The organism is Bacillus vallismortis (genome assembly GCF_040784915.1).
Lineage (GTDB): Bacteria > Bacillota > Bacilli > Bacillales > Bacillaceae > Bacillus > Bacillus subtilis_G.
Genome location: NZ_CP160797.1, coordinates 3,986,481 through 4,009,000 on the forward strand (window position 1 = coordinate 3,986,481; position 22,520 = coordinate 4,009,000).

22 protein-coding genes and 1 other annotated feature (1 of these 23 only partly in view) are annotated in these 22,520 nt (G+C 47.2%); of the genes, 11 read left to right on the forward strand and 11 right to left on the reverse strand.

Going from position 1 to position 22,520, the window contains the following annotated elements; genetic code table 11:
• Window positions 1-46 (forward strand) — a binding site (T-box leader); it begins 167 nt to the left of the window's first position.
• A 41-nt stretch (window positions 47-87) separates the two neighbouring features.
• Both tyrS and ABZM97_RS19955 read left to right on the forward strand, forming a co-directional pair.
• Complete coding sequence (tyrS, locus tag ABZM97_RS19950; protein ID WP_289349186.1) at window positions 88-1,329, forward strand: tyrosine--tRNA ligase; 1,242 nt, start codon at window positions 88-90, stop codon at window positions 1,327-1,329.
• 154 nt (window positions 1,330-1,483) lie between these two features.
• Window positions 1,484-2,851 (forward strand): M28 family metallopeptidase, encoded by a 1,368-nt coding sequence (locus ABZM97_RS19955; protein WP_202327867.1) that lies wholly within the window; start codon window positions 1,484-1,486, stop codon window positions 2,849-2,851.
• A 25-nt stretch (window positions 2,852-2,876) separates the two neighbouring features.
• Here ABZM97_RS19955 and ywaC read toward each other — a convergent pair whose 3' ends face one another.
• Complete coding sequence (gene ywaC, locus ABZM97_RS19960; protein WP_087993221.1) at window positions 2,877-3,509, reverse strand: GTP pyrophosphokinase YwaC; 633 nt, start codon at window positions 3,507-3,509, stop codon at window positions 2,877-2,879.
• A gap of 143 nt (window positions 3,510-3,652) precedes the next feature.
• Window positions 3,653-4,588, reverse strand: coding sequence for a 1,4-dihydroxy-2-naphthoate polyprenyltransferase (locus ABZM97_RS19965; protein ID WP_087993222.1), 936 nt, complete (start codon window positions 4,586-4,588; stop codon window positions 3,653-3,655).
• A gap of 446 nt (window positions 4,589-5,034) precedes the next feature.
• Here ABZM97_RS19965 and ABZM97_RS19970 point away from each other — a divergent pair, with 446 nt between their 5' ends.
• From ABZM97_RS19970 to ABZM97_RS20000, 7 genes are all read left to right on the forward strand, one after another.
• On the forward strand, window positions 5,035-5,184 hold the full coding sequence (locus tag ABZM97_RS19970) for a teichoic acid D-Ala incorporation-associated protein DltX (RefSeq protein ID WP_039075082.1): 150 nt from the start codon (window positions 5,035-5,037) through the stop codon (window positions 5,182-5,184).
• Between the two features lie 17 nt (window positions 5,185-5,201).
• Entirely contained in the window at window positions 5,202-6,713 is a 1,512-nt protein-coding gene (gene dltA / locus ABZM97_RS19975) for a D-alanine--poly(phosphoribitol) ligase subunit DltA (RefSeq protein WP_087993224.1), read from the forward strand.
• Window positions 6,710-7,897: a D-alanyl-lipoteichoic acid biosynthesis protein DltB gene (dltB, locus tag ABZM97_RS19980; protein ID WP_202327866.1), complete on the forward strand. Its 1,188-nt coding sequence runs from the start codon at window positions 6,710-6,712 to the stop codon at window positions 7,895-7,897. Before dltA ends, dltB begins: the two co-directional genes overlap by 4 nt.
• A gap of 16 nt (window positions 7,898-7,913) precedes the next feature.
• Window positions 7,914-8,150 carry a D-alanine--poly(phosphoribitol) ligase subunit DltC gene (gene dltC / locus ABZM97_RS19985; RefSeq protein ID WP_087993226.1) on the forward strand — a complete coding sequence of 79 codons (237 nt, stop codon included), beginning with the start codon at window positions 7,914-7,916 and terminating at the stop codon, window positions 8,148-8,150.
• Window positions 8,150-9,328, forward strand: coding sequence for a D-alanyl-lipoteichoic acid biosynthesis protein DltD (gene dltD / locus ABZM97_RS19990; RefSeq protein ID WP_333516367.1), 1,179 nt, complete (start codon window positions 8,150-8,152; stop codon window positions 9,326-9,328). The genes dltC and dltD overlap by 1 nt, the downstream gene beginning before the upstream one ends.
• Window positions 9,329-9,416: 88 nt before the next feature.
• Window positions 9,417-10,175: an SDR family oxidoreductase gene (locus ABZM97_RS19995; RefSeq protein ID WP_367387082.1), complete on the forward strand. Its 759-nt coding sequence runs from the start codon at window positions 9,417-9,419 to the stop codon at window positions 10,173-10,175.
• A 141-nt stretch (window positions 10,176-10,316) separates the two neighbouring features.
• Window positions 10,317-11,408: a branched-chain amino acid aminotransferase gene (locus ABZM97_RS20000; protein WP_087993229.1), complete on the forward strand. Its 1,092-nt coding sequence runs from the start codon at window positions 10,317-10,319 to the stop codon at window positions 11,406-11,408.
• A gap of 31 nt (window positions 11,409-11,439) precedes the next feature.
• Here the strand turns inward: ABZM97_RS20000 and licH are convergent, their stop codons facing one another.
• The 7 genes from licH to ABZM97_RS20035 form a co-directional block, all read right to left on the reverse strand.
• Entirely contained in the window at window positions 11,440-12,768 is a 1,329-nt protein-coding gene (gene licH, locus ABZM97_RS20005; protein ID WP_087993230.1) for a 6-phospho-beta-glucosidase LicH, read from the reverse strand.
• Entirely contained in the window at window positions 12,765-13,097 is a 333-nt protein-coding gene (gene licA / locus ABZM97_RS20010) for a PTS lichenan transporter subunit IIA (protein ID WP_087993231.1), read from the reverse strand. Before licA ends, licH begins: the two co-directional genes overlap by 4 nt.
• 18 nt (window positions 13,098-13,115) lie before the next feature.
• Window positions 13,116-14,474: a PTS lichenan transporter subunit IIC gene (gene licC, locus ABZM97_RS20015; RefSeq protein WP_087993232.1), complete on the reverse strand. Its 1,359-nt coding sequence runs from the start codon at window positions 14,472-14,474 to the stop codon at window positions 13,116-13,118.
• Between the two features lie 15 nt (window positions 14,475-14,489).
• Complete coding sequence (gene licB / locus ABZM97_RS20020) at window positions 14,490-14,798, reverse strand: PTS lichenan transporter subunit IIB (protein ID WP_087993233.1); 309 nt, start codon at window positions 14,796-14,798, stop codon at window positions 14,490-14,492.
• 128 nt (window positions 14,799-14,926) lie between these two features.
• Entirely contained in the window at window positions 14,927-16,852 is a 1,926-nt protein-coding gene (licR, locus tag ABZM97_RS20025; protein WP_087993234.1) for a transcriptional regulator LicR, read from the reverse strand.
• Between the two features lie 160 nt (window positions 16,853-17,012).
• On the reverse strand, window positions 17,013-17,171 hold the full coding sequence (locus ABZM97_RS20030) for a hypothetical protein (protein WP_087993235.1): 159 nt from the start codon (window positions 17,169-17,171) through the stop codon (window positions 17,013-17,015).
• A gap of 28 nt (window positions 17,172-17,199) precedes the next feature.
• Window positions 17,200-17,790, reverse strand: a complete 591-nt coding sequence (locus ABZM97_RS20035; protein ID WP_087993236.1) for a DNA-3-methyladenine glycosylase — start codon at window positions 17,788-17,790, stop codon at window positions 17,200-17,202.
• Window positions 17,791-17,918: 128 nt separating this feature from the next.
• Here ABZM97_RS20035 and katX point away from each other — a divergent pair, with 128 nt between their 5' ends.
• Window positions 17,919-19,562, forward strand: a complete 1,644-nt coding sequence (gene katX / locus ABZM97_RS20040; RefSeq protein ID WP_087993237.1) for a catalase KatX — start codon at window positions 17,919-17,921, stop codon at window positions 19,560-19,562.
• A 98-nt stretch (window positions 19,563-19,660) separates the two neighbouring features.
• Window positions 19,661-20,863: an MFS transporter gene (locus ABZM97_RS20045; RefSeq protein ID WP_333516366.1), complete on the forward strand. Its 1,203-nt coding sequence runs from the start codon at window positions 19,661-19,663 to the stop codon at window positions 20,861-20,863.
• On the opposite strand, the gene ABZM97_RS20050 is transcribed toward ABZM97_RS20045, so the two are convergent.
• Window positions 20,860-21,636 (reverse strand): ABC transporter permease, encoded by a 777-nt coding sequence (locus ABZM97_RS20050; RefSeq protein ID WP_253268670.1) that lies wholly within the window; start codon window positions 21,634-21,636, stop codon window positions 20,860-20,862. The two genes, ABZM97_RS20045 and ABZM97_RS20050, sit on opposite strands and share 4 nt — an antisense overlap.
• The gene (locus ABZM97_RS20055; protein ID WP_253268671.1) at window positions 21,633-22,520 is read right to left on the reverse strand and encodes an ABC transporter ATP-binding protein; all 888 of its coding nucleotides are present in this window, start codon (window positions 22,518-22,520) and stop codon (window positions 21,633-21,635) included. The genes ABZM97_RS20050 and ABZM97_RS20055 overlap by 4 nt, the downstream gene beginning before the upstream one ends.

Genomic DNA, 22,520 nt, shown 5'->3' on the forward strand with positions numbered 1-22,520 from the left:
GTCTTCAACCAGGGTGGTACCGCGTGCATTGAGCCACGTCCCTTTTCGGGATGGGCTCTTTTTTGTGTTTCTAAAAAAGGAGGAAGAATCATGAAAACATTTGAGCAGCTCACAGCAGCACAGCAAAAAGAAGTCGAAAGACAGCTTCAGCTATACATGACTGGCGCCCATGAGGTCATACCGCCGGAGGAATTAAAGGCCAAGCTCGTCAAATCCGTTTTCACAGGCACACCGCTTAAAATTAAGCTCGGATTAGATCCGTCTGCACCGGATGTACATTTGGGCCATACAGTTGTGTTAAACAAGCTTCGCCAATTTCAAGAAAACGGCCACATTGTCCAGCTGTTAATAGGGGATTTCACAGGAAAAATCGGTGATCCGACCGGAAAATCGGCAGCCAGAAAGCAGCTGACTGATGAAGAAGTTCAGCACAACGCCAAAACATACTTTGAGCAATTCGGGAAAGTTCTGGATCCAGAAAAAATCGAGCTTCACTACAACTCGAAATGGCTGAAAACATTGAATCTGGAAGATGTCATTGAATTGGCAGGCAAAATAACGGTAGCCCGCCTGATGGAACGCGACGATTTTGAAGAACGAATTGCCATGCAAAAACCGATCTCGCTTCATGAATTCTTTTACCCGTTGATGCAGGGATACGATTCCGTCGTTCTCGAAAGCGATATTGAATTAGGCGGGACAGACCAGCATTTCAATGTGCTGATGGGGCGGCATTTCCAAGAACGATACAACAAAGAAAAACAAGTCGTCATCCTTATGCCGCTTTTGGAAGGCTTAGACGGGGTTGAAAAAATGTCGAAGTCAAAAAATAACTACATCGGCATTGATGAACATCCAAATGACATGTACGGAAAAACGATGTCACTGCCCGACAGCCTGATGAAAAAGTACATCCAATTGGCAACGGACTTAGAGCTTGAGGAGAAAAAACAGCTCGTGAAAGACCTAGAAAACGGCGCCGTTCATCCGCGGGATGCCAAAATGCTTTTAGCCAAAACAATCGTCCGAATGTATCACGGAGCCGAAGCGGCTGAAGCTGCCGAACACTCGTTTAAAACAGTCTTTCAGGAAAACAGCCTGCCTGATGATATTCCGGCTGTCCAATGGGAAGGTGAGAAAACATTATCGATTGTCGATCTGCTGGTCACATTAGAGCTCCTCTCTTCGAAGAGCGAGGCACGCCGCATGATTCAAAACGGCGGTGTCCGAATTGACGGAGAGAAAATAACAGATATTCACGCCAATGCGGAGATAAAGGAGAATATGATCATCCAAGTCGGCAAACGCAAGTTTTTAAAACTCCAATAGATTGATATCCCAAAACGCTTATGACCCTTCATTCATAAGCGTTTTTTTACAGGTATTAAGCACTGTCTTTTCAAAAACGCTCTCCTTTTTGCAGGAAATTCCCTTAGCATCCCGAAATATTCCCCATCCATACATTAGGGGAGGTTTCTTTTTGATGAGAAAACTTTTAACTGTCATGACGATGGCCGTTTTAACTGCCGGTACGATTCTCATGCCGGCACAGAGTGTCACCCCTGCCGCCCGCGCTGTTCAAATATCAGATAACGAGCGGGAGCTTCCATTTCACGCAAAGCGTGCGTACTCAACCATTTCTCAGCTTAGTGAAACAATTGGCCCCAGAATAGCCGGAACTGCCGCTGAAAAAAAGAGTGCCCTTTTGATCGCTTCATCCTTGAGAAAATTAAAGTTTGATGTGAAGGTTCAACGATTCGGTATTCCTGACCGGCTTGAGGGAACGCTTTCTTCAGAAGGACACGATATTCTTCTCCGAGCGGCATCCGGCTCAGCCCCTACAGAAGAAAAAGGGCTGACAGCTCCGCTTTACAATGCCGGATTGGGCTATCCAAAGGACTTCACCGCTGACGCCAAGGGCAAAATCGCTTTGATTTCCAGAGGAGACCTTACATTTTACGAGAAAGCGAAAAATGCCCAAACCGCCGGAGCCAAGGCTGTCATCATTTATAACAACAAAGAAAGCCTCGTGCCTGTGACGCCAAACCTGTCAGGCAATGAAGTCGGCATTCCCGTCGTCGGAATTAAAAAAGAAGACGGCGAAACCCTTACCCAGCAAAAAGAAGCAACCTTAAACCTAAAAGCAATCACAAACCAGACCTCCCAGAACATCATCGGGATCAAAAAACCAAAGAACATCAAAGATCCAGAGATCGTCTACGTGACGGCCCATTACGACAGTGTTCCTTTTTCCCCCGGGGCAAATGACAACGGCTCAGGAACCTCTGTCATGCTGGAAATGGCGCGCGTCTTAAAAAGCCTTCCTTCCGACAAAGAAATCCGCTTTATCGCTTTCGGCGCTGAAGAACTTGGCCTGCTCGGCTCATCATATTATGTAGATCATCTATCGGAAAAAGAGTTGAAACGAAGTGAAGTGAACTTCAACTTAGACATGGTCGGCACAAGCTGGGAGAATGCGTCTGAGCTGTATGTCAACACATTGGACGGCCAATCTAACGCTGTTTGGGAATCCAGCCAGACGGCCGCTGAAAACATTGGGTTTGACAGCCTGTCTCTGACACAGGGAGGATCGTCTGATCATGTGCCGTTCCACGAAGCCGGCATTGATTCAGCCAACTTTATTTGGGGAGATCCGGAAACCGAAGAAGTTGAGCCGTGGTATCACACCCCTGAAGACTCGATCGAACATGTCAGCAAAGAACGCCTTCAGCAGGCCGGCGATCTTGTGACAAACGCTGTCTATCAGGCTGTGAAAAAAGAGAAGAAAGCGAAAACCATTAAGAAACAAATGAAGGCGAAAGCCCCTGACATTTATGAAGATATTCAATAAAAAAGACGGCACTTTGCCGTCTTTTCTAATCCACTTCTTTCTTAATCCCCAGCATTTTCTCATCTAAATAATGGGCGATCTCCGCGGCTTCCTTCAGCTCATCTGTTAATGGCTTAGGAACGTCATTGTTCAATTTATAGTAAATTTTATGCTCAAGACTCGCCCAAAAATCCATCGCGATCGTCCGAATTTGAATTTCCGCTTTGACGTATTCCACACGGTTCGTTAAATTCACAGGCATCTCAATGATTAAATGCAGGCTTCGGTAGCCGTTCGGTTTTGGCGTCTGGATATAATCCTTTACCTTTATGATTCGCAGGTCATCATGCTGCTTTAAGACATTCACGACATTATAAATATCCGAAATAAAGGAGCAAATGATGCGAACACCGGCAATGTCGTGGATGTGCTCTTTCATTTCCTTCGTCGTAATCTCGCAGCCCTTTCTCATTAACTTATTCACGATGCTTTCAAAGCTTTTGACACGGGATTTCGTATGTTCAATCGGGTTGTGTCCGTGAATGAGGTTATATTCCTGGCTGATAATTGAGAACTTTGTATCCAGAGCATCAAGCGCAAATTTATAAACTAATAATTCATTTTTCCAATCTTCCATTACCATTTTTAAATCGTCCATATGTGTTACAGATAAATCCATTTTCGTCATCTCCTTTAACGGATCTTTATCCGCTGTCCATGTACTAGACGGCCCTGCTTCCAGTATGGTTCTATGAATTTTTTTACAAAATGCGGTCGAATGTAACAAAAAAAGACCGCACGAAAAACAAGCGGTCTTTCTTTTTACCGGAAGTAACTGATCAATAACCCGATCGAGAGCAGGAATCCGAAAAATGTATTCGTTTGGGCTGTTGATTTCATTGCGACAATCATATTCATCGGCAATTCTTTTTGGACGAAGCCCTTCACTGCCTGAACCGGCTTAGGCACGCTCAAAAAGACGACAAACAGCCACGGGCTTGCGGCACCGGTGATGACCAAGCCGACAACCCAGATATAAGCGACAGCAAACGACGCAGCTAAGACCGTGACAGCTCCCTTATGCCCCATCAAAATCGCTAATGTTTTGCGTCCGCCTTTTTTGTCCTCTTCAATGTCGCGAATGTTGTTCGACAGGTTAATCGCACCGACAAGTATCGCAATCGGGATCGAAATCAAAATGCTTTGCAAATTGATTTTATCTGTCTGAATGAAAAACGAAATCAGCACAAACACCGAACCCATACAAATGCCTGAGAATAACTCACCGAACGGCGTGTATGCAATCGGCAGCGGCCCGCCTGTATACAGGTAGCCGATCGCCATGCCGACAAGGCCGATCAGAGCCAGCCACCAGCTGCTGCTCGCGCAAATATAGACGCCGAGTAAAATGGCAATCCCATATGATACAAGGGCTAATTGCAAAATCGTGATCGGCTTCATTCCGTGGCGTACAATCGCACCTCCGATTCCGACAGATTCTGCTGTATCTAACCCGCGTTTAAAATCGTAGTATTCATTAAATAAGTTCGTCGCAATCTGGATCCATAAGCAAGAAAACAGCATAGCCAGAAACAGCAGCAGATCAACCTTCACATAAAACATCGCCAAAACCGTTCCGAGCAGCACAGGCACAAACGATGCGGTTAACGTATGAGGACGGGTTAACTGCCAAAGGATCTGCCCCATGCTTTCTTTTTCCGGCGCTGTCTGACCCTCACCCTTATTTGTTTGGTTCATCTTCCTCTTCCTTTCTATTAAAAGGCTTACTTTTTTCAGCCGGCAGCTTTGATAAAAACTCCTTTTGCTTCCTTATCTATCATAATGACTTCTCCCCCATTTCACAAGATACCGCAAGAAGGCGTTTTCTTTCTTATTATACGCTTTCCGCCCCGATTTCATCAGTTTTCTGCTTTCACCTGAACGAACAAATACAGAAAATTTTTTTTAAGTGCATTACGCTTTTTAAAAGTTAAAAAGATCATTTTTACTCCTTCTACCTTTACCTTTTATAATGAATCAGCCTCAGACAATTCATTCTTGCCCTAGCGGGTATAAAGATTCATTTTCAATAGCAAAATGCCGATATATTTATTTGAGGAGTTTAGGGAAAAAATGAAACTTTTTGAGCATCTAATCGTCAAATACTCATGTGATTGTCGAAAAAACGGGAAAGGATTTTTGATATGCTGCAATTGATGAAACAGCTGTATGAAAAGCCCGCTGTCAAGTGGACATGTCATACAGGTTTTTATTTGATAATACTGCTTGTTTTGTTTTTTATGTATGGTTTTCACACCGCGAACACCGGTTCATATATTTATAACGATTTCTAATTGGAGAGAGAATAAAGATGAAACTTTTACATGCTATTCAAACACATGCGGAATCTTATCCGCAAACCGTTGTCTTCCGCTCTCAAGGCCAGTCGCTCACGTATCAGGAATTATGGGAGCAGTCTGACCGTGCGGCTGCCGCGATCCAACAACGCATTTCCGGGGAAAAGAAAGCCCCTATCCTTGTGTACGGCCATATGGAGCCGCACATGATCGTTTCCTTCTTGGGAAGTGTCAAAGCGGGACATCCTTATATTCCAGTTGATCTGTCGATTCCGTCCGAGCGGATCGCGAAAATTATCGAAAGCTCTGGAGCAGAATTGTTAATCCATGCTGCCGGACTTTCAATTGATGCAGACAGCTACCAGATTCAGACGGTTTCAGCAGAAGAACTGCTGGAAAACGAAGACGGCTCTGTCAGCCAAGGTCAATGGGTCAAGGAACACGAAACGTTTTATATCATTTACACTTCCGGAAGCACAGGAAATCCGAAAGGCGTGCAGATTTCCGCCGCGAATCTTCAAAGCTTCACAGACTGGATTTGTGCAGATTTTCCAGTCAGCGGAGGAAAAACATTTTTAAACCAAGCGCCGTTTTCATTTGATTTATCTGTCATGGACCTTTATCCGTGCCTTCAATCAGGCGGGACTTTACACTGCGTGACAAAGGATGCTGTGAATAAGCCGAAAATCTTATTCGAAGAGCTGAAGAAGTCCGGGCTGAATGTGTGGACATCAACGCCTTCCTTTGTGCAGATGTGCCTGATGGACCCGGGTTTTTCACAGGACCTGCTGCCTCATGCGGACACATTTATGTTCTGTGGAGAGGTACTCCCGGTTTCTGTTGCAAAAGCGCTGCTTGAGCGTTTTCCGAAAGCAAACCTCTTTAATACGTACGGTCCGACCGAAGCAACAGTGGCTGTCACATCTGTTGAAATTACGGATGACGTCATAAGCCGCAACGAATCGCTTCCCGTCGGGTTCGCTAAGCCAGATATGAACATTTTCATTATGGACGAACAGGGACAGCCGCTTCCTGATGGAGAAAAAGGAGAGATCGTCATTGCAGGGCCGAGCGTAAGCCGAGGCTACCTTGGCGAACCTGAACTGACGGATAAAGCGTTTTTCTCTTATGAAGGGCAGTGGGCATACCGGACTGGCGATGCCGGCTATATCCAAGATGGTCAGATTTTCTGCCAAGGACGTTTGGATTTCCAAATTAAACTTCACGGCTACCGAATGGAGCTCGAGGAAATCGAGGTCCATGTCAGACAGTCTCAGTACGTTCGCTCTGCTGTCGTGATTCCGTATCAGCCAAACGAAACAGTTGAGTACCTGATCGCCGCTATTGTGCCTGAGGAGCATGAGTTCCAGAAGGAATTCCAGCTGACAAGCGCCATTAAAAAAGAGCTTGCCGCTTCCCTTCCGGCATATATGATCCCGAGAAAATTCATTTACCAGGATCACATTCAAATGACGGCTAACGGCAAAATTGACCGGAAACGCATCGGCGAAGAGGTTCTTGTATGACGCCTTACAGCTCGTTTTTATTCTTTATACTGCTTGGCATTCTTCTTCTGCCGACGATCATTCTCGGCCTGAACGGAAAAAGATTTCAAGCATACAACATGTTCATATCTATCATTATATTAGCTTTAATTTTTTCGCACGACGTACACGGGGTCATCGCCCTGTGTCTGTTTACGATATGGCAGGTGCTTTTGATCAGCGGCTACTTGGCGTACAGGCAGAAAGCGAATAGCGGCTTTGTCTTTTGCGGGGCTGTTATCGCATCGATTCTGCCTTTATTCTTGTCAAAAATATGGCCGTTTCTTTCACACCCGCAGCCGCACCACCCGCCACATAATCTGATCAGCTTTTTAGGGATTTCGTATTTAACCTTTAAAGGCATTCAGCTGATTATGGAAGCAAGAGACGGTCTGCTGAAGGAACAGCTGCCGCTGCACCGCCTGCTGTATTTTATCCTGTTTTTCCCGACGATTTCCTCCGGCCCGATCGACAGATACCGCCGGTTCGTCAAGGATGAACAGAAGGCTTGGACGAAAGAAGAATACGCCGATCTATTGTATACAGGGATTCATAAAATCTTTATCGGTTTCCTGTACAAGTTTATTATCGGCTACGCCATCAACACGTACTTCATCATGAATCTTCCCGCGATCACGCACAATAAGATTCTTGGGAACCTCCTGTACATGTACGGCTACAGCATGTATTTATTTTTTGATTTCGCCGGCTACACGATGTTTGCCGTCGGGGTCAGCTATATAATGGGCATTAAATCACCTGAAAACTTTAATAAACCGTTTATCAGTAAAAATATTAAAGATTTCTGGAACCGCTGGCATATGTCTCTGTCATTTTGGTTCAGAGATTATGTGTTTATGAGATTTGTATTTTGGATGACAAAGAAAAAGTGGATCAAAAACCGTATGGCCGTCTCAAACATCGGGTATTTCCTGCTGTTTATGCTGATGGGGGTTTGGCACGGGCTTGCGCCGCAATATATCATCTACGGCCTCTATCACGCCGTGCTGATGACGTGTTACAACTTTTTCGAGAAGTGGAATAAGAAATACAAATGGCTGCCGTCCAACCGCTGGACAACCGCTCTTGCGATTGTGATCACATTCCACTTCGTTTGCTTCGGATTTTATATTTTCTCAGGAAAACTATTTCATCACCACCATTAAAGGAGATTAGAAAGCTATGGAATTTAAACAAGAGGTATTAGACGTTTTAGCAGAGGTTTGCCAGGATGACATCGTAAAGGAAAATCCTGATATTGAAATTTTTGAAGAAGGTTTGCTTGATTCTTTTGGAACAGTAGAATTGCTGCTTGCGATTGAAAACCGTTTTGATATTTTAGTGCCGATCACTGAGTTTGACCGGGATATATGGAATACACCTAACAACATTGTAAATCAGCTGTCTGAGTTGAAATAATGAAAAAGCGTTTTTTCGGTCCAATTATTTTGGCGTTTATTCTTTTCGCAGGCGCCATCGCAATTCCATCTTCATGGCTGACAGGCTTCATCACCGATAAGCGGGTGAAAGAATCAGCAACAGCCTTGAACCCAAGTATGTTTCAAGGGCTTTATTTACAAGACCAGATGCTCAAAGATCCGGCATATCTTCCGATTTACGGGTCATCTGAGCTTTCCCGGCTGGACGAGTTCCACCCATCTAACTATTTTCAGGTGAACAATGAGGGGTTCACGCCATACCTTGTCGGCAAAGGCGGATCACAGTCATTGATTCATTCTTTAAACTTCGCTGCCCATATGGATCAGTTGAAGGGCAAAAAAATCGTATTCATCGTGTCTCCGCAATGGTTTATTAAGCGCGGGTCTGATGAACAGCATTTCGCGCCGAACTATTCCGCGCTGCAAGGGCTTGATTTGGCGTTTAACGAGCAGGTCGACCCCGATGTGAAAAAGAAAATGATGAAACGCATGCTGCGCTTTAAGGCCGTGCAAAACGATGAGATTCTTTCCGAGCTGTACAAAGCAATCGTAAACGGGCAGACGTGGAAAGTGAACGCGCTGAAGCCGGCGGCAAAAGTGTATTACAGCATGCTGGAAAAGAAAGACCTGTATTATTCAGCGACGGAATCATCCGGTCCAAAGCGGCATATCTCACAGGCAGTAAAGGATAAGTCATGGGCTGAATTAAATAAACTCGCAGAACAATCCGGCAAACGCCACTCCGGGTCTAACGATTTTCACATCGACAACCCTGTTTATAAAAAGCTAAAGCCGAAAGTGCCTAAGCTGAAAGGGAAAAACAAAGGAAAATCGTATGCGGTGTCACCGGAATACGGTGATTTCGAGCTGATGCTTGATATCCTGAAGGATGCGGGAGCAGAGCCTATGTTTGTCACTATTCCTGTTAACGGAAAATGGTACGACTACACAGGCTTCCCGAAAAAAGGCCGCACTGACTATTACCAAAAGGTGAATAAACAGATTAAAGCGAAGGGCTTCCAGGTTGCTGATTTTTCTGGGCATGAACATGACCCGTACTTCATGAAAGATACCATTCACATCGGCTGGAAAGGCTGGGTGTATGTCGATAAAGCGATTGACGAATTTTATAGAACCGGAAAAGTCACTTCATCCTGAGCATCCCATAGGACGCGGCTGCATATTTCCTGCTAAGATTTGAAATAGTAAAGGAATCACAGCCAACTGAATTAGAGGTGTTACATCCATGAAGATGACAGGCAATACAGTTTTAATCACAGGCGGTTCCGCGGGCATCGGGCTTGAACTGGCCAAGCGGCTTTTGGAACTCGGCAGTGAAGTCATCATTTGCGGACGCAGCGAAGCGCGTCTCAAGGAAGCGAAACAGCAGCTCCCAAACATCCATACGAAGCAATGTGATGTTGCAGACCGTTCGCAGCGGAAAGCTTTGTTTGAATGGGCTCTAAAGGAATTTCCGGAGCTGAATGTTCTCGTCAACAACGCGGGCATTCAAAAGGAAATCGACTTTGCCAAAGGGACTGAGGAGCTTTTTGTGGACGGAGATGAAATTGAACTTAATTTCCAAGCGCCTGTCCATTTATCAGCCCTTTTCACACCTCATTTGATGAAGCAATCCGAGGCGGCAATTGTTCAGGTCACGTCGGGGCTTGCGTTTAACCCGTTAGCTGTTTATCCAGTGTACTGCGCAACAAAAGCGGCGCTGCACTCGTTCTCGCTTACGCTCAGACACCAACTCCGCGATACGAGCGTGGAAGTGATTGAAATGGCGCCTCCTATGGTGGACACGGGATTAAACCAAAAGTCACGCGATAAACAAGGCGTGACGTACCGCGGCATTTCAGCTGAAGAATATGTTCAATATTTCTTGGACGGCTTGAAAGAAGGCAAACAAGAGATTACAAATGAACGTGTTGAAGGTCTTCGTAATGCCACTCGCGCCGATTATGACAGGGTGTTCGAACAAATGAACATGCAGGAGAATTAATTTCTCCTGCTTTTTTCTTATGAATTTCTTACAAATTTGAGCAAACCTATTGCGAATATTTGTTGAAGGTATACAATAGAATATAAATTATTTTCAAATAAGTTTGATAATATAAACAATTTAACAGCAGGGAGATTGACCATGACTAAACATACGATTCGCGTTGAATTGACATCAACAAAAAAACCGAAACCAGATCCTAATCAGCTTTCGTTCGGAAGAGTGTTTACAGACCACATGTTTGTAATGGACTATGCGGCGGATAAAGGATGGTACGATCCAAGAATCATTCCTTATCAACCCTTTTCAATGGACCCGGCCGCAATGGTATATCACTACGGCCAAACCGTGTTTGAAGGGTTAAAGGCTTACGTGTCAGAGAATGACCATGTCCTGCTTTTCAGACCGGAAAAAAATATGGAGCGCCTGAATCAATCAAACGACCGACTCTGCATCCCGGAAATCGATGAAGAACAGGTTCTCGAAGGTTTAAAACAGCTTGTCGCAATCGATAAAGACTGGATTCCGAACGCGGAGGGCACGTCCCTTTATATCCGTCCGTTCATCATCGCAACCGAGCCTTTTCTCGGTGTTGCGGCATCTCATACGTATAAACTATTTATCATTCTCTCTCCGGTCGGCTCTTATTATAAAGAAGGCATCAAGCCGGTCAAAATCGCTGTTGAAAATGAATTTGTCCGTGCGGTAAAAGGCGGAACGGGAAATGCCAAAACCGCGGGGAACTATGCTTCAAGCTTAAAAGCGCAGCAGGTAGCCGAAGAGAAAGGATTTTCCCAAGTGCTCTGGCTGGACGGCATTGAGAAGAAATACATCGAAGAAGTCGGCAGCATGAACATCTTCTTCAAAATCAACGGTGAAATCGTAACGCCGATGCTGAACGGAAGCATCCTGGAAGGCATTACGCGCAATTCCGTCATCGCCTTGCTCAAGCATTGGGGCCTTCAAGTTTCTGAACGGAAAATTGCGATCGATGAGGTCATCCAAGCCCATCAAGACGGCATCCTCGAAGAAGCTTTCGGAACCGGTACAGCGGCTGTTATTTCTCCAGTCGGCGAGCTGATCTGGCAGGATGAAACACTGTCGATTAACAACGGTGAAACAGGAGAAATCGCCAAAAAACTATATGACACGATTACAGGCATTCAAAAAGGCGCTGTCGCAGACGAATTCGGATGGACGACAGAGGTCGCAGCGCTGACTGAAAGCAAGTAAGAAAAAGCCGGCCCACTGAAGGCCGGCTTTTCTATGCTTCAATCTTGTTAAAGAACTGCGGCAGATACGCTTTGTGCGCCTCCAGCATTTCGTCTAAAATCTGTTTAGCGACCGTGTCGGACGGAACGAGCGGGTTAATCGCCATGGCGAGGAGTGCTGTTTGGTAGTCGCCTGTGACAGCCGCTTCTGCCGCGACACGTTCAAAGGATTTGATTTGCTGGACGAGGCCCCGGACAGATACCGGCAAGTCCCCGACAGCAATTGGCTGAGGGCCGTTTTTCGTCATCACGCAGTTCACTTCAACCGCGGAATCGTCTGGGATGCTGGCGATCGCACCATTATTGATCGTGTTTACCGGCTGAATATCGTGTTTATCATTGTAAATGGAGCTGATTAAATTACACGCGGCATCGCTGTAGTAAGCGCCGCCCCGTTTTTCCAGCTGCTCCGGTTTGATCGCAAGGTTCGGGTCTTTGTAGAGTTCGAATAGCTCTTTTTCGACCTTCTGCACCACTTCAGCTCTGGTGCCTTCCGTTTGTGATGCTTCCAGTTCGTGCTCCAGCATCTCTTTTGTTTTAAAATAGTAACGGTGGTAGCCGCAAGGGATGATATCGAGCGCTTTTAAAAATTCCGGCTCCCACTCTGCGCCTGAGATGTTTTTCATCGTCATCGCGTTTTTCGGATCACCCATTGCTTCGATGACTTGATCCTTCACACTGACGCCGTCCAAGAAGACATCCAGCCCGAACACCATATGATTCAATCCGGCGAATTGGACTTCTACGCGTTCCACATCTACATCAAGCGCTTTGGCTACGCCCATTCTGATGCCGATTGGAACGTTACAGAGACCGACGACATTCTTCAGGTTGGAGTAGCGAAGCAAGGCTTCTGTCACCATGCCGGCAGGGTTTGTGAAGTTAACGAGCCATGCGTTCGGGCAGAGCTCTTCTATGTCCTTTGCGATCTCAAGGATGACCGGAATCGTGCGCAATCCTTTAAACAGGCCTCCCGGGCCGTTCGTTTCCTGGCCGATGACGCCGTATTTTAATGGGATGCGCTCATCCTTGGCTCTTGCCTGCAGAAGTCCGACGCGGAATTGAGTCGTGACAAAGTCTGCGTCTTTCAGCGCTTTTCTTCGGTCGAGCGTAAGATGAATGTCAATCGGGACACCGGCTTTTTCAACCATCCGTTTGGCGAGCGTGCCGACAATATTGAGCTTTTCTTCGCCCTCGGGGATATCGACGAGCCATAATTCACGGACAGGCAGCTCATCATACCGTTTAATCAATCCCTCCACGAGCTCTGGCGTGTAGCTCGAACCTCCGCCAATCGTTACAATCTTTAATCCTTTTGTCATATGCTTGCTCCCCTTTGCTCGGTGATTTTTTCATATAGCTCAATGATCTCCGCCGCCAGTTCCTTCACTGTCATCGCATTCATTAAATGATCCTGTGCATGAACCATCAGAAGCGTCATTTCCGTTTTTTCTCCGCCCGCTTCATTTTGAATCAGCTCTGTCTGATAGTGATGGGCTTTTGACAATTCTTCTGCGGCATCTTGAAGCTTGTTCCGCGCTTCTTCTGCGTCACCGCTTTTCGCAGCGGCAATGGCCTCCATTGCGGAGCTCCTTCCGTTTCCTCCGTGAAGGATGATTTGAAAAATGATTTGCTCCATTTTCTCATTCACGCGATTCACTTCCTTTCTCTACAGAGCCGCTTCTTTGTCATCTGATGCTGCAGGCGTTTGGGCCAGCTCCAGATCGTTTTCTTCTTTCAGCTTCTGTTTATCCCACATTCTGAAAAACGGATAGTAGACAACAAAGGATACGGCGAGATTAATGGCTTGCATGACCGCACCTGAGACTTTTCCCCCTGTCGCCAAATAGCCTGAAAAGATTGGCGGCATGGTCCACGGCACTGCGATCCCCGCCGGTTTGGCGACAAGCCCGGTGCTCATTCCGATGTATGTGAGTGTCACTGTGACAAGCGGCGTGATGATAAACGGAAGTAAAAGCATCGGGTTCATGACGATCGGCATACCGAAAATAATCGGTTCGTTAATATTGAAAATGGCCGGTCCGATCGCAAGCTTTCCGAGCTGCTTCATTTGTTTGCTTCGGGCGCGCAGGAACATTGTGACAACCAGCGCCAAAGTGGCGCCGCTTCCGCCGATATTGATCCAGATATCAAAAAATTGCTGGGTGAAAATCTTAGGCAGCTCCTCACCGGCTTGGAAGGCAATCCTATTGGCATCCATGGCGCCGTACCAAATCGGTGCCATGACGCCGCCGACAATGTTTGCTCCATGAAGACCGCAGGCCCATAAAAGCATTTTGACGGCTTCAGCGACAAGGCTGCCTCCGAGACTTCCGCCAAGAATAGAAAGCGGCGTCCCCAATAAAACGCTTACAATATTATGAAGGCTTTCAAACGGTGTTGCTTCAACAATCAGCCGGGCTGCCCAAATCAGAAAGATGACGGCAAAGCCGGGGATTAACGCGACAAATGACTTGCTGACCGCCGGGGGAACACCGTCCGGCATTTTGAAGACCAAATTGCGCTGGATAATGAGGCGGTAAATCTCAGTTGATACCATCGCGATAATCATGGCGACAAACAGACCTTTGCTTCCCATGAGTGTTAGCGGAATTCCGCCGCCGACCATGATTTCTTTCGTCGAACCATCAGGCGTAAACGGCACTTGATACGGTGTCGCTAACAAAAATGCCGCAAGTGAAATGGCTCCGGCCGACAAGGCATCAACACCATATTTCTCGGCGAGCCGGTAGGCGATGCCGAACGCGGCGACAAGGCCCATAATTTCAAAGGTGGCGTCGACTGGGTAGTCCAGTTTATCAGACCAGGAGCTGCCAAACGTTTTTGCCATAAACTCAGCGTAGCCCGGGATCGGGAGGTTGCCGATGATGAGGAAAAAGGAACCGATGATAATCAGCGGCATCGTGAGAATGATACCATCACGCAGCGCCTGCAAATGACGCTGGCCCGCAATTCTTCCCGCTATAGGCATGACCTTTTCTTCTAAGATCTGATTGACTTTATTCACATAGCCCGCCCCTCTCTATGACACATGTCCAAGCTGTTCAGCCGATTTCAGCACTTCCGCCCCGTTGCACGTGCCATAATGGACGGTATTAATGACGTCTACCGGAACCCCCTTTGCCTCTCCTAATTTTTTCAGCTGCGGAAGCATATAACGGACTTGCGGGCCGAGAAGCAATACATCCGCTTTATCAATATGTTGTTGTACAGAATCCCCTGAAACTGCCCAAATGGTATAGTCTTTTCCTTGTTCCTGCGCACTTTTTTCCATCTTGCTCACCAGTAAGCTGGTAGACATGCCTGCTGCACAAACGAGTAATATATTCATGTAAAAGACCTCCTAGAGTTTAATCAATTTTGTCATGTCCTGCTGTTGATATCATCATATTATGAAATCGCTTTCATAAACACTCAAGGTTTTTCCGCAGGAAACGGAAAAAAGGTATATACAGGCTGTCAGCTCAGCATTTTTTGGTCAAACACTTCCGAAAGCTCTTGATACGAACGGCATTTGATCAGCTGGTTTACCGCCGACGGGTCATCCAACATGCTGCCGAGCAATTTGTACATGCTTTGCAAATCCGCTTTGTTCTCCTTTTCAACACAAAGCAGACAAACAAATTGAACACGCTGATTCTCCCAATCTATCGGTTTTTTCAGCGTACAAACGACCCAAAACGTTGTTTTCGTCTGCGGAACGAGCGGGTGCGGGATGGCAACAAGATTGCCGAAGCACGTTGGCGACATGGCTTCTCGTTCAAAAATGGAAGCGATGAGTTCATCATCTGCATAGCCGCAATCAACCGCTTTCCGCCCTAAAAATTGAATCACTTCTTCTTTTGAGCGCAGATCCTTCTGGAAGAAAACGAGGTCTTTTTTCAGGTAGCGGACCGCTTTTTCTTTTTCATCCCTTAGAATGGATTCTATTTTTGTAAAGTCGGTTCCGCCCAAGAGTGTGTTAACCTTCAGCACTGGTACAGGCAGCTCTTTTTTGATCGGGATGGTGCTGATGACAAAATCAATGGATTCATAGGATATCTGGTCAAGACTGTAATACTCAGCAGTTCCCAGAATATCGAGCCGCTTGCCGAAATGGGAACGGAGTTTTTCACGCAGAAGCTGGGCGCTCCCGGCACCTGATGCACACACAATGATACAGCGTTTCGGCGGGCTTTCTGTTTTTTTTCGTTCAATCGCGGCGCCAAAATGGAGGGCCAGATAACCCATTTCGTTTTCATGAATGTCGATGCCCGTTTCTTCCTTTATCACCATTCCCGCAATGATTCCGGCCTCAAAAGCGAGAGGATAATGTTCCTTGATCGCTGCCAGCATCGGATTTCGCAGGTTCATGCCGTATCGATTGCGGCTGATCGCCGGCTTCACATGCAGCGCCAAGCCAATTTTCAGCTCTTTGTCATGCAGAATGCCGAGCTTCAGTTCACGATCAACTGCCTTGATCATAGCAAAAGTCAGCTGATCGGTTTCTTCGTCTATTGAAAATGTGTCTTCCCCGCATTGGGATTGTGTCATTCGTTTTGTGCCGAGGAGATGCATGGCGATATAGGCCGCCTCGTCTTTCGGAAATGTAACGGCGAGAGCTGATTCCAGCTCTTTTACGATGGCTTTTGCAGCCTGATATTCTTTTTGATGCAGGATATGATCCATATCTTCCGGGAAAAGAGAGACATAGTTTTCCGTTCTGATTCGTTTACAAGCGATGGCGATATGAATGATGAGGTTATTCAGTCCCAAGTTAGAGAGAGGAATGCGGTCGTTTTTCATTTTTTTCAGGATGGCGGAACGGATGATCTCAATTTCTTCCTTCGGCAAAATATTAGCCTTTTCATTCAGAACATCAATCTCCGTTTCTCTTTCATCGACAATGTACTCAGCCATACAATATCTCATCTGCACCTCGTCCCCGCGCAGCTTGAAGCCGTAATTCGGTCGTGTTTCCATGACGATGCGGTAAGGCAGCAGCCGTTTCTTTACTTCTTTTAAATCCGTTTGCAGCGTAGATTTTGAGATAAATAGTTCTTCAGCCAATTCATCGAGCTTGAGGTAATGCTCCGCCAGCAGCAGCCGTTTCATAAGATAAATCATTCTCTCCTCCGGCAACACCGGCAGGGCCTTTTTTTGCTGAAATACATCTTGCAGCAGCGTTCTGAATGTCTGCTCATCCTGAATGCGGAGTTTGTAACCGGAGCCTCTTACCGATTGGACCCAGGCGCCATGACCGCTCAGCACACCTTGCAGTTCCTTTATATCATTGCGGACCGTCCGCGTCGTTACGTTTAATTGCGCGGCAAAAAACGAGCTAGTCACCGGGGATTCAGCCGCCATCAGCAAGCGCAGAATATCACGAAGTCGCCCATGAAGCATGAGAAAAACCTCCTATCAAGTAGATGCAGGGATAAAGTCAATAGGCAGAAAGGATGGTGAAGGAATGAAATGTATATAAATTCTATAATGGAGAGAATGGCAAGTCAATGAACATCGGGAGGACAAGAGGGGAAACGGACCCATAAAAAAACAGCCGGGTTCAGCCGGCTGTTCGGGATGAGGACGTGTTCTTTTGTTTTGACGCCTTCCGATCCTTCATGATTTTTCGTACAATCGGGTAAATGAGCGGCGCCCATTTGATAACGGTTTTGATCATCTTTTTCAAAGCTCCGATTCTCCCTTCTTTTTTCTCAACCATTCCCCTGATTCTCTTTTGCATAAACATGCTAACGCGACACGTACCTATTTCCCTTCACCCAGAAACGCCACGGATAATCGCGTGCCTCTCCGCTGTTGTCAATGCCGATGCGCGGGCCGGTTGAGATTTCTTCCGGTGTGTACCCGCTTTCAATGTAAAGGGGCTGTTCCGTGATCCAGCGTCCGTAGTCATTCATCGTGACGCCAAGCGCTTTCGTCAGCTTTCCAGGTCCGTTTGTCCATTCCCTCGGACGCCGGCCCGGCCTTCTCTCCTCCATTAACAGCTGCCCTTCATGGGGCTCAATCGCCCTGATTAGTACCGCTTGCGGGACATCCTCTTCTGCGGCAACGACATTCAGCAATGTATGGGTGTGCATGACGTATGTATACACCCGCCCAGCTTCCGCAAACATAATCTCAGTCCGCTTCGTCCGGCGGTTGTTAAAGCTGTGGGCCGCTCTGTCTCCAGCTCCCATATAGGCCTCTGTTTCCACAATATAGCCTGATGCTGTGCCTTCGTCTGTCTCTTTAACCAGAAGGCAGCCGAGAAGCGCCGGGGCAAGCTCAAGGGCGGTTTTTTGATAAAACGTGATGGGTAGCGGATGTCTTTCTCTCGTCACGAATCGACCTCTCCTTTTACCGATTTTTGTACATTGTACCATTCCCCAACCTGATGAAGAAAAACGGCTGTTTTAAAATCTTTCCATTCAGGGCATATTGTTATCGTTCAAAAAAGGAGGGCCAATCAATGAAAGATGAGCACCAAAACAAGCATCACGGAACAAATGCCCAAAGCAGCGAAGATACGCTTTCTCATAAGACATCCGGGAAAAACGAATCAGAGGATACTTTGACGAACAGGCAGGGGCACCCTGTCACTGACAACCAAAATGTGAGAACGGTCGGGAACAGAGGGCCTACAACACTTGAGAACTACGATTTTCTCGAAAAAATCAGCCACTTTGACCGTGAACGCATCCCGGAGCGGGTTGTCCACGCCAGAGGAGCGGGTGCACACGGGTATTTTGAAGCGTATGGAAGCTTTGGAGACGAACCGATTTCAAAGTATACCCGGGCCAAGCTGTTTCAGGAAAAAGGCAAGAAAACGCCGGCATTTGTCCGTTTTTCTACGGTGAATCATGGAAAACACTCACCCGAAACATTGAGAGACCCGCGCGGTTTTGCCGTGAAGCTTTATACCGAAGACGGAAACTGGGATTTGGTCGGGAACAACCTGAAAATCTTTTTTATTCGCGACCCGCTGAAATTTCCGGATCTTGTCCACGCATTTCAGCCTGATCCAGTGACCAACATCCAAGATGGTGAACGTATTTTCGACTTCATTTCCCAGTCTCCTGAAGCGACACATATGATCACCTTCTTATTTTCGCCTTGGGGCATTCCGGCCAACTACCGGCACATGCAGGGTTCAGGCGTACACGCCTATAAGTGGGTGAATGAGGAAGGCAAGGCCGTCCTCGTGAAATATCATTTCGAACCGAAGCAGGGCATCCGCAACCTGACACAGAAGGAAGCGGAAGAGATTCAAGGGAAAAACTTTAACCATGCAACACAGGATTTGTATGAAGCAATTGAAAATGGCGATTATCCGGAATGGGAAGTGTATGCCCAAATTATGAGCGATAATGAGCATCCTGAACTGGACTTTGATCCGCTTGATCCGACAAAGCTGTGGTATAAAGACGATTTTCCATGGAAGCCGATCGGCAAACTGGTTCTTAATAAAAATCCGGAAAACTTCCATGCGGAAGTGGAACAAGCTTCATTCGGAACGGGAGTGCTTGTCGATGGGCTTGATTTTTCAGATGATAAATTGCTGCAAGGGCGGACGTTTGCCTACTCTGATACGCAGCGCTACCGTGTAGGCGCAAATTACCTGCAGCTTCCGATCAACTCGCCGAATAAGCATGTCGCCACCAACCAGGAAGGCGGGCAAATGCAATATCGGGTCGATCGAGCAGAAGGCCAAAACCCGCACGTCAACTATGAGCCATCGATTATGGGCGGGCTGAAGGAAGCGAATCAGGATGGCAAAGATCATACGCCCCATGTCGAAGGTGATGTAAAGCGTGAAGCGCTCAACAGAACGAACAACTTCGGACAGGCTGGAGAGACCTACCGGAGATTTTCAGAATTTGAACGGAACGAATTGATCACGAATCTGGTTAATACACTTTCTACATGCCGAAAAGAAATTCAGGATCAAATGATAGAGAATTTCACAAAAGCTGATCCCGACTACGGAAAACGCGTGGCAGAAGGGCTGAAAAAAGCCACCGAAAACAACAGCAACGGACCGATCGGCACAACAGCGACTGAACAGGCTGCAATGCAAGCTGAACAGGAAAGTCATCCGTCTGACCCGTATTAAAACATCGAACAGGGCTTTTGGAAGTCCTGTTTTTTATTTTTCTATTGAAACGCTCTCAGCAATTGTGTTGTACTGGAAGAAAAAGGTGGAGAGGAAAGATGGAATTACAGCAGGACATGATGTCTCAGAAAAAAACAATCGGCGCTTTAGATCACGCCGTTTTCTTATGCATGATATTTTGTTTTTGGTTTTCAGGCTATATTTACGTCCCTGTATTCAGCCTGTATTTGGAGGACCTGCACTTTTCCTATGGCGCCATCGGCATCATTCTCGGCAGCTACGGGGTGACGCAAATTCTTCTTCGATTTCCGCTCGGCTTGCTGTCAGACATCCTGTTTTCTATACGCAAACAATTGTTAATTGGCGGGTTTGGGTTTTCCATCCTCAGCAGCCTGCTTTTTCTGCTGTTTGATTCTTTCTTCTTCGTGCTGGCCGCCCGGCTGTTTGCGGGGATCACCGCCTCTATGTGGGTCATGGCGACGATTTTATATGCACAATATTCCAACAGCGAAAATGCCTCAAAAGCAATGGGCATCATGCAGTTTTTCACCGTCATGCCTCAGTTTATCAGCATTGTGTTCTGCGGGCTTGCGGCAGCCCACTTAGGCAGGCAGGTTCCGTTTTGGATGGCGCTGGCGGCCTCGGCCGCCGGTCTGGTAATTTGCTGCTTTATTAAAGACCCGTCGGCTTCTCCCGCGAATCGCGACACAATCGGTGTGCCGCAATACATCAAAGACACATTGCGGCTGCCGAAGCTCAAGCTTTTCACCATCCTCTCTATGACCGCCCACGCGGTGTTATTTATGACAGTGTTTGGTTTTACACCGCTTTACATTCATCAGCTCGGATTGGGTGACGCGGAGCTGCTTTGGGTGATGAGCGCCTTTTTCCTCCCTCACGCAGCCGCCACATTAAGCGTTGTGTTTCTGCGCATGACAAGCCGGATCGCTTACTCCGTGCTGCTCTCCAGTTTTGCAGTGACCGGAGCCTGTTTGCTATTCGTTCCTTTTTCAGCTACATTGTTCACGGTTTGCATCACGCACGCCTGCATCGGGATGGCGCTCGGTTTCGTGTTCCCTTTGCTGCTAGGCCATGTCGTCCATATCAGTTCTGCCCCTTTAAAAATGTCAGTCATGGGATTCTATCAATCGTTTTATGCATTGGGCATCTTCCTTGGACCCCTTCTCGCCGGAAAAATCGCACAGCTTTTCGGGCTTTCGGGGGTTTTTTATGGAGCCGGGGCGCTGGCATTTGCCGCCTTTCTTGTCATGCTCATGCAAAAGCGCAGCATGGCCAATTAATAGCTTTCATATCGCTGAAAGCGCCACACAGAAAACATGGCCAGAAGCACGATGGACAAAATAGAGAATGTGAGCGACCATCCGAAAAAATCCGCCCGCTCTCCATGAAGAAGGATATGCTCCGCCTGCTTGCAAAGCGCAGCCGGAAGCCATTTCGCACCATCAGGAAATAGCGAAACAGCAAAAGAAACCGCAGCCGTCAGCCCGATCCCGGAAGCCGCGGCTGCTCCGAGAGACCGAAACATCGTGCTTCCGGCAAGGCCGGCTGTCACAATAAACATGATCCAAAGAGCGTAAAGGCCAAGGCTTCCGGCAAAGCGGCTGAAGGATGTGTCCTCAAACAGCAGCCGGACGTAATAATAAGCAAGCCCGTATCCAGCTGCAAAGGACGCGATTCCGATCACGCTTTGGGTCAGCCATTTGCTCACGATATAATGGGCTGCCGTCACAGGCCGCGACATGATCAGCGACGTTACGCCTTGATTTCTTTCATTCGCCACGATGCCCATCACGCTGAAGATGACCAGAGCCATGCCAAGCGTGTTGAATTGAGAAAGCGTGCTGACCATCACTTCAGACCCGGAAGGCATCGTAAAACTGATTTTCATGCCGTCCGGAAGGTTTCCTCCGTGTTCAATGATTTCCGGCATATAATAAATGGTCAGCGGCTGTGTCAGCCCGACGATCATCATCGCGATCGGCAGCCAGATCAGCTTGCCGCTTTTCCACCCATCGAGCCATTCTTTTTGAAATAGAGTCATCATCACCTTCATGCGTGCACCACCTTTAGATAGACGTCTTCAAGAGACTCCGTTTTCTGTTCAAAATGGGTGACGGTCAATCCCGTTCGGATACAATCACTCAGCAATGTCCGGCCAGCGTGTATACCAGGCAGCTCGAAAACAGCTTGCGACGGATTCATATAGGCAATACCTGATACGTAAGGCTTCTCTTCAAGCCAGCCCCTCAGCTCCTCTTTCACTGTAAGGGTGAAAACGTTCGTTTGATGCTGGTTCTTAAGCTGCTGTAATTCGCCTTTCCATGAAACCTCCCCGTTTTTCATGATCACCACCTGATCACACACCTGCTCTGCATCGTGCAAAACGTGTGTGGAAAACAGAACAGCCATATGCTTCTTCAGCTCCCGCATCATATCGAGCACCTCGAACCGTCCTGACGGATCAAGAGCGGACACCGGTTCATCCAAAATCAACAGCTTCGGTTTATGGAGCAGCGCCTGTGCCAGACCGAGTCTTTGCTTCATGCCGCCTGAATAGCCGCCGATTCTTTTGTGTGCCGCTTCCTGCAAGCCGACAAATTCAAGCATCCCGCCGATTTCCTCTTGGCACTTTTTCTTTGAAAGCCCTGACAGTCTCCCGGCAAATGTTAAAAATTCGTTTGCGGTCATCCACGAATAAAAGGCAGGATACTGCGGAAGGTACCCGATCAAACGACGATCCGGCTTTTTCTCCCCTAACAGCTTGATGGTTCCAGAGGTTGGCGAAAGCAGTCCGGCCAGCATGTGCAGCGTTGTGGTTTTACCGGCTCCATTAGGGCCTAATAGTGCGACACACTCGTTTTCATTCACGTGAAAACTGACATTCTTTACAGCTTCATGATGCCTGTACGATTTGTATAATGACTCAATAGACAGCAT

Bases quoted from the DNA above. Each gene is read 5' to 3' on its own strand.
- ABZM97_RS19955 (WP_202327867.1), top strand. From the start codon at position 1,484: ATGAGAAAACTTTTAACTGTCATGACGATGGCCGTTTTAACTGCCGGT.
- ywaC (WP_087993221.1), bottom strand. From the start codon at position 3,509: ATGGATTTATCTGTAACACATATGGACGATTTAAAAATGGTAATGGAA.
- ABZM97_RS19965 (WP_087993222.1), bottom strand. From the start codon at position 4,588: ATGAACCAAACAAATAAGGGTGAGGGTCAGACAGCGCCGGAAAAAGAA.
- ABZM97_RS19970 (WP_039075082.1), top strand. From the start codon at position 5,035: ATGCTGCAATTGATGAAACAGCTGTATGAAAAGCCCGCTGTCAAGTGG.
- dltA (WP_087993224.1), top strand. From the start codon at position 5,202: ATGAAACTTTTACATGCTATTCAAACACATGCGGAATCTTATCCGCAA.
- dltB (WP_202327866.1), top strand. From the start codon at position 6,710: ATGACGCCTTACAGCTCGTTTTTATTCTTTATACTGCTTGGCATTCTT.
- dltC (WP_087993226.1), top strand. From the start codon at position 7,914: ATGGAATTTAAACAAGAGGTATTAGACGTTTTAGCAGAGGTTTGCCAG.
- dltD (WP_333516367.1), top strand. From the start codon at position 8,150: ATGAAAAAGCGTTTTTTCGGTCCAATTATTTTGGCGTTTATTCTTTTC.
- ABZM97_RS19995 (WP_367387082.1), top strand. From the start codon at position 9,417: ATGAAGATGACAGGCAATACAGTTTTAATCACAGGCGGTTCCGCGGGC.
- ABZM97_RS20000 (WP_087993229.1), top strand. From the start codon at position 10,317: ATGACTAAACATACGATTCGCGTTGAATTGACATCAACAAAAAAACCG.
- licH (WP_087993230.1), bottom strand. From the start codon at position 12,768: ATGACAAAAGGATTAAAGATTGTAACGATTGGCGGAGGTTCGAGCTAC.
- licB (WP_087993233.1), bottom strand. From the start codon at position 14,798: ATGAATATATTACTCGTTTGTGCAGCAGGCATGTCTACCAGCTTACTG.
- licR (WP_087993234.1), bottom strand. From the start codon at position 16,852: ATGCTTCATGGGCGACTTCGTGATATTCTGCGCTTGCTGATGGCGGCT.
- ABZM97_RS20030 (WP_087993235.1), bottom strand. From the start codon at position 17,171: ATGGTTGAGAAAAAAGAAGGGAGAATCGGAGCTTTGAAAAAGATGATC.
- katX (WP_087993237.1), top strand. From the start codon at position 17,919: ATGAAAGATGAGCACCAAAACAAGCATCACGGAACAAATGCCCAAAGC.
- ABZM97_RS20045 (WP_333516366.1), top strand. From the start codon at position 19,661: ATGGAATTACAGCAGGACATGATGTCTCAGAAAAAAACAATCGGCGCT.
- ABZM97_RS20050 (WP_253268670.1), bottom strand. From the start codon at position 21,636: ATGAAGGTGATGATGACTCTATTTCAAAAAGAATGGCTCGATGGGTGG.
- ABZM97_RS20055 (WP_253268671.1), bottom strand. From the start codon at position 22,520: ATGCTGTCTATTGAGTCATTATACAAATCGTACAGGCATCATGAAGCT.